The organism is Legionella nagasakiensis, assembly GCF_900639915.1.
In the GTDB taxonomy this organism is placed as follows: domain Bacteria; phylum Pseudomonadota; class Gammaproteobacteria; order Legionellales; family Legionellaceae; genus Legionella_A; species Legionella_A nagasakiensis.
The window spans coordinates 40,016-53,169 of the sequence record NZ_CAAAID010000015.1 but is presented as its reverse complement, the minus strand read 5'-3'; the positions used below and the strand labels follow the sequence as shown (position 1 = coordinate 53,169).

Sequence of the window (13,154 nt, the reverse complement as noted above, 5' to 3'; positions counted from 1 at the left end):
TTTTTTGGCAGCTTGAAGCAAGAACGAGTGCAATGGAAACATTATCAGACGCGTTCTGAAGCACATCGAGATGTACTAAATTACATCACGGTTTTTTATAATGATTTTCGGCTTCATTCAACGATTGGTTATAAAAGCCCTAATCAATTTGAAAAGGAAAGAGGGTTGTTAAAAATGGTTGCTTAACTGGTGTGTCGCAATTTGTTTGACCACGTCATAATCCCAAAGTTAAGATTTATTATTGGAATGACTACAATACAATCGATAAAGCCTATAAATTATTTTCCGATTCAGGTATTAAAAATTTGATATATATGGGGTTTTCTTCGAATATGTGTATTATTAATAGGCCAGCAGGAATGATACCTATGTTACAAAGTGGATTAACAACTTATTTTATACCACAGGCTTCTGCTGCTATTGAGGTTGAGTCAACAAAATATACGCAAAGTATTCATAAGACCATGACTATTATAATTGCGCAATCAATAGGTAAAATTATCAATTATGATGACATATATAAACGGCTAATTAAGCATCCTTCCGACAAGGAATAAAAGTAAAATCCATATTATCTTACTATTTTCGTCGTGTAATATTGACTATGACAACAAGTTACTTCAATAGAGTTAAAATTAAAGTAAAGAAATTATAGGCCCACATACTTTCAAAAATTATATATTTAGTTCTTTTTATTTTGAATGATTTAAGAGAAAATGCCCCCTGTTGGGGAGCATGATTGTTTAAGGAATTAGGCTATAAACTATGTAAGTGAGAAATATAATGAAAAAAATAAATATAAGAATCATATTCGTGATTGCTTTATTAGTAGGAATTACAAATATAGCAATTGCAGGTACAAATGTTCATATTCGTAACGCAACTAACTATTGTGGGCAATTAAAACTTCAGTATGTTGGACCTAGTAGTGGGTATGTTGAGCAGACATTTTTGGCTGGAGATAAATCAACGGTAATTCCATTATTCGGGGGCTTGGGAAGCACGCTTACTAAAGTACAGCTTATTGGTGCACCAAATTGTGGTGGTACACCTTTTACTGGTGTTATAAATTGTACTATTAATGCGAGTAGTCCACTGAAAAACCAAGTGTATATTAATATGGCCATTAATGGTGCAAAATGTTTATACTGTACTGCTACTAATGCTTAGAACGTAGTCGTTTAAACTCGACTTGGCAGTAGCCAATATTCAGGAAGTGTCTGTCAAGTCGAATTTAGTTTGCAAATATTATCTTCAGTTGTTTTTTATCAATCAAAGTTTGCATAGCATTTTGATTTTAACATATTTTATTCAATCCACTCACCAATATATTTCTGGGTATCGTAAACGACATTAATAAGTTGCTGGTAGAGAGGTTCTAATAACTTGTGGTGGCCTGCTTTGTGGTAGCGTTCCAAATATTGGCAGGCGTATTTCATTTTTACGGTTCCGATATAGATGGCGCCGCCTTTCATTTTATGGGCGAGTTTTTCGACGGTTTCCCAGTCTTTTCTTTCATGTGCTTTTTCAAGGCTGTGAATGTCGTGTTGTATTTCTTCAGATATCATGAGTTTCAGGATGTCACGCATGATGTCTTTACTACCCATGCTTTTTATAGCGCTGTCTATATCCAGTAATGGAAAGTCATCGAGCATAAAGAGCTCTTCTTCAGTATCGGGTAAATCAAGGCCTAATTTGCCGTAGGATCCTGTAGTGCTTTCGGTTATTTCTGTAGATATGGTGGATTTTGAGGGGAAATATGTATCTAGAATGGCGTTCATCTGATTGAGGTTAATGGGTTTGCTGAATACATCATTCATACCAGCCTTACGGCATGAGGCTTTTATATCTTCATCGGCGTGTGCAGTGAGTCCGATGATAGGAATAGGATTTTTCTTGTTACATTCTATATTGATATTGCGAATTTGCCTTGCCAGTTCATCACCCGACATTCCTGGCAGGCCAATGTCTGTGATGATTAAGTCAAATTCTTGTGACTGAGCCAATTGCAATGCCTGTTCGGCGTTGGAGACAGATAGGAAATGGCAATGGTATTTGGCAACGTAATTTTCAAGCATTTTAAGGGAGATGTGGTTGTCTTCCACCAGTAAAAGCCGAGGTATGTAGGCATCTATTGGTTGAGTGGATTTAGGGTCAGAAGCGTCCGTCTGCTCTTGCTCAGCAGAAGGTGTGGCAGCAAAAGCAGGGGAGAGTTGAATCATATCTTTATCAACGCCAAGCGACATCAATAAATCAAAAGAGAAGGTGGTTCCTACCCCAAGTTCACTGGTTAGTTGTATCTCACTACCGAGCAGACGGACATAAGCTTGAGCAATATGTAAGCCTACGCCGTGGCCGGTATAAATTCCTTTATAGGATGGATTGATGCGATGAAAGCGATCGAATACCTTATCTTGCTGGTCTTTCGGGATGCCAATGCCAGTATCGGTAACGGCAAAATGAATGAGAGCCTGGTCTTTTTCTAGAGAAATAAGTTTGACAACAATGGTTATAGAGCCGTTGTCTGTGAATTTAATGGCATTGCCTAAGAGATTTAATAAAATTCGATGAAGCTTATTACGATCACTTTTCAGATATTGTGGAATGGCAGTATCCAGGTGGGCGATAAACTCCAGTTTTTTTAATTGAGCAGAAGGTTTCTCCAAATGAATCAGATCCTCAATACATTGACGTAAATCAAATGTTTCAATATGAATATCTTGTTCATGGAGATTGTCAGCGGATACGATATCTAGAATACTATTAAGTAATTTAAGTAGTTGAGCACCACTCTCATGAATCCATTGAGCATATTGCTTCTGTTCTAGGCTTGTGATGTTTTCCAGTAATATCTCAGACATCCCAACTACACCACTTAATGGAGTACGAATATCATGGCTCATGTTGGCAATGAATTCGGTTTTGGCATGGCTTGCGGCTTCGGCGGCTTCTTTCGCTCTTTTAAGAGCCATTTCAATTTGTTTTAAATATGAAATATCGATTGTATTACCAATAATGCCAATAATATTTCCCTTTTTATCTAGAAAAGGTCTTTTTGTTGAAAGTAAGATGATTTGTTCACCGGATGGTAGCTGAGTTATTTCTTCTCGGGTAACTTCAATTTTCTTTTCTATGACTTCCAAGTCATTTTTTCTATAACCATCCGCCGTTTTTTTATCAAACAGTTGATAATCTGTTTTTCCGAGGACTTCTGACTCATCACCTTGTTTAATAAAACCCATGCGCTGTAGACTTTGAGCGCATCGTTTATTCATCCCGCGCCATATTCCTTGAACATCTTTCCAATAAACATCGCCCGGAAGTGCATCAATCAGATTTTTTAACTGAAAGATTTGAGTGTCTTGTTTTCTAATCGTGTGTTTCAATTTTCTTATTAATTCAGAATTGGTTGCCGGGATAATGGCTCCGGATTTTGTTTTTTTAGTTTTATTCATATATCGAATGTTTCAAGTTTCCTATTTAAAGCATAGTTAAATGGTTTCAACATATCATGTTTTTTAAGGAAATTTTTCTCATTAATTCACATGACAGATTTTTTTAAAATTCTATTCTCATAATGAGCTGGGTAGTAACTTGATCTGTTCTGATATGGGATGGTATAATTTTTGCTCATAAAAGACATTGTTTAATCATGAAATGGGAATTATTATGCTCACTCCAAATGGACTGTCTGCTGATAAGATAGAAAAAGTGATGTTACTTGCCATGTGGGCAAATACCCTGAATGAAGAAATTGCATTGCAAGACTCATTAAAAGAAAAGAAAATGATTTTTGCCGGACTCGGAAAACCGACTTATCCTCTTAATTCCCATACCATTGCGTCTTATAAGTCCTATTGGCAAAAAATGGATGAGTTAGCCACAAAATGGTTTCTAAATCCTGAAGAAATGCAAGAAAACTCGGCCATCGATTACGGTGATCCTCAGGGAGACAAATCGTCGAGAGTCTTGATGGCTGAAGCAATGTCAAGCTGGTATGAGTCGGACATTAAATCAGAACACGTTCTTTTTACTGTTGGTGGAATAGGGGCGCTACGTGTCATTTTTGAAACGTTTAATGCTTTGTATGCAGAACCAGCAGGTTATCGAATCATTACTCCTTTTCCTCATTATAGTGCTTATTCCAATAATCCATTGCACCGTTTGCATGCTGTGGATGTGATGCAACAGTCAGGCTATAAACTCACAGCGCGAGCAATTGAAACAAGCATCAAAGAGGCTTATCGATTGGCAGAAATCGACCAAGGATGGCCAAGGGCCATTTTAATATGTAATCCGTCTAATCCATTGGGAAATGTCATTGATGAAGGAGAGCTGAAGAAGATAGTTGCTGTTTTGCGTCGCTATCCAAGCTTGCACATCATTTTTGATGAGGCCTATGCTGAGATGTGTTACGTAGAAATGCCTTCTTTTTTAAAGATAGCACCTGATTTAAAAGAAAGAACCATTATCCTACGCTCGGCAACAAAAGCATTGTCCGCTGCAGGTGAGCGTATGGCTATTATTTTAGTATTTGAGAAAACACTTCTAAATGAGCTTCTTCATAAAAATATAAGTTACTTTATTCATGCCCCGCGCTCCGCCCAAATGGCTTATGCTCAAACAATGGCAAATTTCGATAGGAATGAACGAAAAAAACTGTCCGCATTTTATGAAAAGAAAGTAGGCTATGTCATGAAACGTTTGCAGGCAATGGGGGCTGCAATGCCTTGCCCATTCTATCATGTGGAAGCTACTTTTTATGCGTTAGGTGATTTTAGTGATTTGTTCGGTTTGGAATTGCCTAAAGAAGCGGAAAGAGCATTACAAAAACGTGGTATCGTTCAGACCGGTGAAGACATAGCTTATTATTTACTATTTAAAGAGGCTGTCATGGTCGCTCCTTTGTCTTATTTTGGATTGTCAAAGAATAGTGGTTTTGTGCGTATTACTTGCAGCGGTAATTCTTATGAGCAGAAAGAATTGATGGATAGGTTGGAACAACGGTTGTTTAAAGCTAGAAAAATCAGAAAATTGGCATTACTTCATGAAATTGAAAGAAAAATGCCCAGCCTTAAAACAGTGGATACTTTCGCGCATGAGAGAATTTTACATGAAATTAGTTTCTTAACGGATGAAAAAGAGACGTGTTTGGCCTTAAAAAGCAAGAATCGGACTTTAATGAAATTGCATTCGTTAATTTCCGAAACATTATCAAGCAAAGCTTCTGCCATATTGGATGGACAATTTGTAAAAACAATGCAGGTTTCTGAAGTTTTATCATGTCATTCAAGTTTTGTAAAAGCGAATGCGTGCACCTACGAAAATGAATAATAAGAACGACTCTATATGATAAAACCCATTGAACTTTTAAATGAATGGCTCCAGGATGAACGTGATTTTGGAGCACCTAATCCGCAACAAGCGGTTCTGTGTACGGCTACCAAAGAAGCTATTCCTCACAGCCGGGTGGTGGCTATCCGTGAAATTAATCCTGAAGGATTGCTATTTTTCACGCAAACAGGAACGAGGAAAGTGGTTGAATTGAGCCAGAATCCAGTCGCTTCAATGATATTTTGGTTTGAGTTGTTGCAACGGCAAGTCATGATTGAAGGGACAGTTAAGACGCTGGAAGAGGCTGAAAATCAATATTATTGGCAACGTTATCCTCGAGAAGCACAAGTCAGATTTTACAGTTATGCTCCTACCTCTGCTCAGCCCATTGCTAATAAACAAATGCTAGAAGATAAAAGAAAACAATGTGACGTCCAATATGTGAGCGCTTCATTACCCATGAATGAATTTTACTGTGGCTTTAGAATAAAGCCTTTGAGGATGGTGTTTTATGCCTATCGTACTGATGAATTATCGGATGTTGTTGAGTACACCTATGTTTCAGATGGATGGCATAAACGGCTATTATCACCGTAATGATCATGAGATTAAGCCATGAATTTATGGTGTAACTCGTTCATGATATGTTCAATTAATAAACGAATATCCTTGCATTGATTGGGTCGTTCTCCTCTCGGGCAGCGTGTAAGGCAATCCAATAGCGATATCAGGTTAAGCAGGTGAATGGTGATACGCCAATGTTTAGGTAACGTGTATTTTGACGTTAATCCCTGGAGAAAGGAGTCTTCAAATGCTTTAGGCATCTGATGGGCATAACGCAGCATGTTGGCGACGTCAAAAAGCGGGGAACCGGCAAATGAAAATTCCCAATCTAAAATCCCGGAGATTTGCCATTCATGATTGGTTTTGATAACCAGAATATTGGCAGGATCATAGTCACCATGAACCAAATGTTTCTCGCTTTCATCGGGGAAGAATGATTTTAAGTGTTCAAGGCAATGGCTGATGGTGGTTATAATTTCAGGACTCAACGTGTCCATGACCATTGGATTTTTTAAACATTGTTGGGCAAATTCTCCATAGCCATGTTGTGATGCCGGTTGAATAATATTTAATGTTTTATCAAAAAAGCCGGCTTCGGAAAATTGATGGGATTGAATTTCAGCAAGCAGGCTTCCGGCTTCAAACATGACGGTACTTAAGTCGTAAGACTGATGGGGTGTTAACAGCAAGTCTCTTAAAGTGATACCTGGGAGGTATTTGGCCATTGCAAACGGATAATCTTCATAATGGCCGATAAAATAAATTTGAGGAACAGGAATGGTATGTTTTAAAAGCATACCTAGTTTTTGTTCACGATAGGCTGCCTCTTTATCACGCAAATAGATGCGTAAAATAAAAGAAGGCTCGTCTTTGCAAGCCAATTGAATGTGAATATTCAAATTGGCGCAACCTCCAGAAATGATTTTAAAAGATGAACGTTTTTGGGTAGGAAAGGCAAGTTTGACCATCGTTTCTATCATGTTAGCAGATGGTTGGAACTGTTGGTCTGATTTTTCCCAATGTTGTTTAAAAGTCACTTGGTTTTCTCATAAATAGTATTTGATAGAACCCAATTTTTTCCATTAGTTTAGTCTATAATTTAGATGTGTTGTTTATTGGCAACCGCGACCATTTGCCTAGAGGAGAAAACATGGATATTAAAAGATTATTCGTGATTCCAACGGTATTGTCACTTGCCTTGGCTAGTTTCTTTGTATTCGCTGCTGACACAGAAAACAAAGAAGTGATGGCAACGTTTAAGACACAAGATGGAAAAGAAATCAGGTGCCTGGTGCACCCGGATGATAAGGGTGTTGCGGGCGGCTTAACGAAGGGAGATAAGATAGAATTAATTCAGGGTATTTTGAATCCAGCAGCAACCGATCTGAGCAATGGCGTAGTACTTGAATAAAAGCATTGCAGTTGGCATTACTGAGAAACCATATACCGCTTGCGCCTATTGTATAAACCGATGCCAGCACATGTTTGGCATGCAGTCGGTATGAGATTTGAGTCGATCAAGGGTTACCATCACGCGTTCTTAATCCGGGTTATTTTTAAGCTCATGCAGAATAATGGCATTTCCTTCAGAGTCTACAATAATTGCCATTCTGCAAACTGGGGAAGAAAAAACATCCGACTTAAACTCCACGCCATTTTGTTTAAGCTGCTGAATTAATGAATCAAGATCCTCCACTTCAAAGGCAATGCTTCCGCCGGCCAGGGTGCTTGGCTTAACACCCTCGGCTAAGGTTGTTATTGCAAAGCAGCCGCCATGGGATAAATCATATTCTACCCAGCCTCCGTTCGCTGAGATTTTGTTTGGAATAAGACCCAGATTTTTTTTATAAAAATCAATAGCTCGCTCCATGTTTTCAACAGGATACACGGTAAACGCTACTTTTTTTAACATACCTATTTCCTTAGTACTAAAATCAATTGATTGCCTGGCTGAGCATTCTCATCTTTCATTCCATAGTATACGTCTAAAATAATACATAATTGGAATGATTGTAAACTTTATAAATTTTGAAGGTTGGTTCCTCTTCGCTGCTTATTCTATTTATGATCGTACTTGGAAAATCTCTAAGCAGATCATTAAGGCGGTTATTTTTCAAGGGTTTCAATGGTCTGTTCACAGGTTTATCCACAGATTTTGTGGATAAATAGATTTTCCAGGGATAGGAGCAACGTGCTACGGCCCTTGTTTTTATTGGGTTTTAAGAAGTCAAGGAGAGAGGTTAAGAAAATTTGACGGATTGCTTAAAAAAAATATCCACAGGTTATTTTGAGGAATAAATTTCTAATGGCGGGCTCTAAAGCTTATCAAAGAAAAAATAAAAAAACAGTCTTGACTTAAAAAATTATTATGGATTTCCTATTACAGATTAAAAGGCCGCTTGATTGAATGATTTTTATTCTATAGAATGCGCACAAATCAACCGATATGGATTTGTTCTAATCTAAAGGACTTGCCTCAGCACTCCAATATTACACTAATCCATATCTCTTGCATCAGCCGCAAGGAGAATAAAGCATGGCATTTGGATTATCCCAACTTCTCTCAAAAGCTCGTGAAACCATTGCAGGTGCCTATGAAACAGCGTCTGATTTTTATTTACATGCCATGCGTAATACTGGCATCAGAGCAACGGCTTATGGCCTATACCAAGTGTCTATTCCGGTAGTGTATTATTTTGCTGCGACGGCTATATATGGCTTTCCTGAAGCTAATGCAGGAAGTGAAAATACGCTGGTATATTGCCTCAATATAGCCGGCGATGTAATTCTATTTGCAGGAAGCGCGGCCATCGCTTATCACTTGGGAAAACACCAAAATGCGCTTGAAGAGGGGAAAGAGGATAAGCCAAATTGCCTTGTAAGAGCAGCTCCTAGAATCTTTGCGGCCGAGCATGGTTTTATCACCGGTGTGCAGCTTTATGCGTTTACCGGTCATCATGTTATTGATAATCTTCTGGCAAATCGAATTTTAATGACGGCTTCGGGGGTAGTGACGGCGGCTTTGAGCAGCCGGCTCACGGCCAGCGAGCGAGGTACTGCTATTCTTGTGTTACCAAAACTCTATCCTGATAATCCTTTAGCTTATCCTGAGGATATTCATGCAGAAAGAAGCTGGCGCTATCTATTAAATAAAGCACAATCGATCGCCAGATACTCTGGACATATTATGCCTGCCGTCAGAACAGTGAATATGTTTAACTTTCTGGCTATGGCAATGAATACTTCCGGTCCGACCAGTTTTAATATGGCGAATAATTTCGGAGTTTATTCCAATATCTTGGGTTTTGGGGCGGGATTCACCAATTTATTGGCGTTTTTGTGCAAGCCTTCCTATTTAGGAGAAAATACTAAAAATTTGATGAGTTATTTTCTTTATTCAACCTATGGTTTTTTAGGTTTGATGCATATTACGTTAACTTTGATGATGATGTTTGGTGACATGCAAGACGCTGATGCTACAAATCTTGGTGGATGGATTTATTTGCTTGCGTTTCTCGCCTTGGGATTATCTGGTGCCATTGCCTACGATCAACATCGTCAGCAATTAACGACGCGTGAAGACATTCTTCTTGAGCGCTCACGACAACGTGTCGTTGAAATCGAGATGCAGCCTCTTGGTGAAACTCGTTTGGCTTTGCAGCGCGCCGGTTTTTTTGCCTCACCTCGTAACAGTGTTATTATTGAAGAGCTGCGAGAGGATACGCTGGTTGATGGACGAAGCTCTGAATTAACTGTCGATGTTGAGGCACAACGCCTTGAAAGGGTACCTCAGCCCCGAGAAAAGAAAGATTTTTGCAGTCGCTTAATGTTTTGGCGTCAAGCACAACCGTCATCGCGGAATACATTAACCGAACCATTGCTCGCATCACCTGATATGCTATGATATTGGATGGATTAAATTGACTCAAAGTTAGGGATGATCATGAGAACAACTGCCTTCTATTTTATCGCCGCATCATTTTTCTGCACAACCATGGTATTTGCTGCTGAGGAGATGGCAAGTGCACCAAAGGTTAAAAATCCACCAGAGCAAGTGAGCGTTCAATTAAAAACCAAAGAAGGCAAAATTATTCCTGCTCAAGTCCCATCTCAATATCTGAAAGATCTTAAAAAAGGCGAAGTGGTTGAGTTAAATTGTTGTGGTGGGTTATGAGCAAACGTAAGTTGGGCCGATAAGGCCCAACGGATTATGCATAATCTTAGGAACTCGCCAGCCTTATCGGCAACATCATTGCTGACTGATTGTAATCGTTTATATGAATATTAAAAGCGCATTTCAAAATTTATTTTGGTATATAAATCAATTATTAACGCTTGCTTGTCAATGATAGAATTCTTACTATACTTTTAGGAATCTATAAATTTATACCGAGATTTCCATGGATTGGGATAAAAAACGCGACGATTATCAAAGTCGGCTTGCCAACATTAAACCATTCTTACAACATGAAAAAATAGCTGCAAATAAAGACATCGTTGCCGTTCTTGAAGCGACTATCAAACCCAATGATAAAGTTTGTCTGGAAGGTGATAATCAAAAGCAAGCTGATTTTTTAGCTCGTAGTTTATGTCAGGTAAATTCGAAAAAAATACATGGATTGCATATGATTCAATCTGCTATCGCGCTTGCCGAGCACTTGGATTTATTTGAACGGGGAATTGCGGAAAAAATTGATTTTTGTTATGCCGGGCCACAAGCTGCTCGTCTGGCAATCATGATTCAAAAAAAACAAATAAAAATCGGGAATATTCATACTTATAATGAATTGTACGCGCGTTATGTCATGGATTTAACTCCAGACGTTGCCTTAATTACTGCAGAAAAAGCCGACCGCCATGGCAACCTTTATACAGGGGCAAATACGGAAGAAACCTCCACCATTGTAGAAGCTACCTCATTTAAAAATGGGGTGATTATTGCGCAAGTCAATGAGATTGTGGATGAATTGCCGCGGGTGGATATTCCAGGGGATTGGATAGATGTGATTACCCAAGCGCCATCACCTTCCTATCTTGAGCCACTGTTTACCAGAGATCCTGCATTAATTGATGAAGTTAAAATTTTAATGGCCATGATGGTCATTAAAGGAATTTACGCACCATACCAAGTCAATCGACTCAATCATGGCGTTGGATTTAATACATGCGCCATTGAACTGTTATTGCCGACGTATGCGCAATCACTGGGGTTAAAAGGCAAAATCTGTAAACATTGGATGGTCAATCCACTGCCAACGTTGATTCCAGCCATTGAAGCGGGTTTCGTCGAATCCATTTTTTGCGTCGGTGGCGAAGTGGGTATGAATGATTTTGTGCAGGCAAGACCGGATGTTTTTTTCACTGGACGCGATGGTTCTTTACGATCAAACCGATTGTTAGGACAATTGGCAGGACACTATGGTTGTGATGTGTTTATTGGTGCAACCTTGCAACTTGATACGCAAGCGAACAGTTCAACGGCTACGAAGGGTCGAGTTGCCGGTTTTGGTGGGGCCCCTAACATGGGGTGTGATTCATTGGGTAGGCGCCATTCTTCTTATACCTGGCTTAAAGCAGGCCAAGAAAAAGGCCAAAGTCAGTCGAATGCCATGCCGCGCGGTCGTAAATTAGTCATCCAGATGGTAGAGACGTTTCAATCGGCAGGGAAACCCACGTTTGTTGAGACGCTTGATGCCTGGGAATTGCAACAAGAAATGAAGTCTGATTTACCACCCATCATGATTTATGGGGATGATGTTTCTCATATTGTTACTGAAGACGGTATTGCCAATTTATTGCTCTGTAAAAACAGCGAAGAAAGAGAGCAGGCAATTCGTGGTGTGGCAGGATTTACGCCGGTGGGGTTAAAAAGAGATAAAGAGAAGGTGGCCGAATTAAGAAGCCGAGGTGTCATTCAGCGTGCGGAAGATTTAAACATTTCTTTAAAAGAGGCTGATCGAGATTTATTAGCAGCCAAAAGCATCCATGATCTGGTTGAAATTTCAAACGGGTTATACTGTCCACCTAATAAATTTAGAAATTGGTAGAGCAAATGATGGATACCTATACTTACACTTATCTTCTCGAAAAACAACTTAAAAAAGGTCAAGCCATCACCGTTGGGGTTGCCGGCTCCGGTAATTTGGAAGTTATCGTTAAGCCTGCTTCTAATCCTAAGCAAACAGAATTTACCATTAAAACGGTTGTCACCGGTTTTAAACCAACCTGGGATGCAGTGATTGAGCGTTTTGTCGAAGACTATCCGTTTGGTGGTTTATCGTTCACGTTAAATGATGCGGGTGCAACTCCTCCTGTGGTGACTTTACGGTTGCGTCAGGCCATTGAAACGTATCAAACGGGTTATCGTGAAAAAGAAAACTATCTGGAAAGCAGTGCACGTGGCAGAGTTTATTCTCTGGCTGATAAAAACAGTTTTACGGAGTTTTTGTTTGCCAATGATGATACCGCCAGCCCTAATCTTCCGGCATTAAATATGCAAACGGAAGCCGATGATGGTGTGGTGATTGGAACGGCAACGCTTAAGGGCAATAAAATCGCCATTATCTCGCAGCAAAAAGATTTTATTGGGGGATCTGTGGGAGAGGTCCATGGCGCAAAAATAAATGGTCTAATTAAATACGCCATAAAACATAAGCTGGATGCCATTGTATTTCTAATTGACAGCGGTGGCGTACGCTTGCATGAAGCGAACGTGGGTGAAATTGAAATTTCCGAGATCATTCGTTCCATACTCGAGGCAAAATCGGCAGGAATGAAAACGATTGGAGTTGTGTGTGGCAGCAATGGTGCCTATGGCGGAATGGGTATCATTAGTGGCACCCTAGACTATTTAATCGTCAATCAAGTTGCAAGAATTGGCGTTTCTGGTGCAGAAGTCATTCAAGCGGTAAAAGGTGCGGAGGTGTTTGATAGCAGCAATCGCTCATTAGTATGGCGTGTGTATGGCGGCAGAGCACGCTATCTGCAGCAAGCAGCACAAGATTATACCACCAATAAAATTCAGGATATTCGTTCCTCTATCCTTAAAGCAATGACTACGTTAGCTAACAAACCATTAATTAGTGTTGACCTGATTGCTGCAGAACAGGAAGCGCTGATGCGGCGTATTAAGGAGGCAAACGATTGCAGCGAAGAGGGCGAATGGCTTGAGAAAAATCAACCGGATTTATTTAAAGACGATGTTTTTAATGTTCAGGACAGCCAATTTCTAGAATTAATCAAATCCAGAGGATAAA

General features: G+C 39.5%; 12 protein-coding genes. 9 read left to right on the top strand and 3 right to left on the bottom strand.

Annotation, left to right across the window (positions count from 1 at the left end; genetic code table 11):
* Both E1O52_RS11415 and E1O52_RS11405 read left to right on the top strand, forming a co-directional pair.
* Window positions 1-186: IS3 family transposase (locus E1O52_RS11415; protein ID WP_165474738.1), on the top strand; the 186-nt coding region annotated here is incomplete at its 5' end.
* 597 nt (window positions 187-783) lie between these two features.
* Window positions 784-1,170 (top strand): hypothetical protein, encoded by a 387-nt coding sequence (locus E1O52_RS11405; protein WP_133128836.1) that lies wholly within the window; start codon window positions 784-786, stop codon window positions 1,168-1,170.
* A gap of 137 nt (window positions 1,171-1,307) precedes the next feature.
* Here E1O52_RS11405 and E1O52_RS11400 read toward each other — a convergent pair whose 3' ends face one another.
* A complete protein-coding gene (locus E1O52_RS11400) occupies window positions 1,308-3,455 on the bottom strand; it encodes an ATP-binding protein (RefSeq protein WP_133128835.1) in 2,148 nt (715 codons plus the stop codon).
* A gap of 214 nt (window positions 3,456-3,669) precedes the next feature.
* Here E1O52_RS11400 and E1O52_RS11395 point away from each other — a divergent pair, with 214 nt between their 5' ends.
* On the top strand, window positions 3,670-5,334 hold the full coding sequence (locus tag E1O52_RS11395; protein ID WP_133128834.1) for a pyridoxal phosphate-dependent aminotransferase: 1,665 nt from the start codon (window positions 3,670-3,672) through the stop codon (window positions 5,332-5,334).
* 15 nt (window positions 5,335-5,349) lie between these two features.
* On the top strand, window positions 5,350-5,931 hold the full coding sequence (locus E1O52_RS11390; protein WP_133128833.1) for a pyridoxine/pyridoxamine 5'-phosphate oxidase: 582 nt from the start codon (window positions 5,350-5,352) through the stop codon (window positions 5,929-5,931).
* A gap of 11 nt (window positions 5,932-5,942) precedes the next feature.
* On the opposite strand, the gene E1O52_RS11385 is transcribed toward E1O52_RS11390, so the two are convergent.
* The gene (locus E1O52_RS11385) at window positions 5,943-6,935 is read right to left on the bottom strand and encodes a phosphotransferase family protein (protein ID WP_133128832.1); all 993 of its coding nucleotides are present in this window, start codon (window positions 6,933-6,935) and stop codon (window positions 5,943-5,945) included.
* 113 nt (window positions 6,936-7,048) lie between these two features.
* Between E1O52_RS11385 and E1O52_RS11380 the strand changes: the two genes are divergently transcribed.
* Window positions 7,049-7,309: a hypothetical protein gene (locus E1O52_RS11380; protein ID WP_133128831.1), complete on the top strand. Its 261-nt coding sequence runs from the start codon at window positions 7,049-7,051 to the stop codon at window positions 7,307-7,309.
* Between the two features lie 129 nt (window positions 7,310-7,438).
* Here the strand turns inward: E1O52_RS11380 and E1O52_RS11375 are convergent, their stop codons facing one another.
* A complete protein-coding gene (locus E1O52_RS11375; protein ID WP_133128830.1) occupies window positions 7,439-7,810 on the bottom strand; it encodes a VOC family protein in 372 nt (123 codons plus the stop codon).
* A gap of 624 nt (window positions 7,811-8,434) precedes the next feature.
* On the opposite strand from E1O52_RS11375, the gene E1O52_RS11370 reads away from it, so the two are divergent.
* The 4 genes from E1O52_RS11370 to mdcD all read left to right on the top strand — a co-directional run bounded on the left by E1O52_RS11370 (window position 8,435) and on the right by mdcD (window position 13,153).
* The gene (locus E1O52_RS11370; protein ID WP_133128829.1) at window positions 8,435-9,802 is read left to right on the top strand and encodes a hypothetical protein; all 1,368 of its coding nucleotides are present in this window, start codon (window positions 8,435-8,437) and stop codon (window positions 9,800-9,802) included.
* A gap of 39 nt (window positions 9,803-9,841) precedes the next feature.
* Window positions 9,842-10,072, top strand: coding sequence for a hypothetical protein (locus E1O52_RS11365; RefSeq protein WP_133128828.1), 231 nt, complete (start codon window positions 9,842-9,844; stop codon window positions 10,070-10,072).
* A 226-nt stretch (window positions 10,073-10,298) separates the two neighbouring features.
* Window positions 10,299-11,945 carry a malonate decarboxylase subunit alpha gene (mdcA, locus tag E1O52_RS11360; protein WP_133128827.1) on the top strand — a complete coding sequence of 549 codons (1,647 nt, stop codon included), beginning with the start codon at window positions 10,299-10,301 and terminating at the stop codon, window positions 11,943-11,945.
* Window positions 11,946-11,953: 8 nt separating this feature from the next.
* The gene (gene mdcD / locus E1O52_RS11355) at window positions 11,954-13,153 is read left to right on the top strand and encodes a biotin-independent malonate decarboxylase subunit beta (protein ID WP_133128842.1); all 1,200 of its coding nucleotides are present in this window, start codon (window positions 11,954-11,956) and stop codon (window positions 13,151-13,153) included.
* Window position 13,154 lies beyond the last annotated feature (1 nt).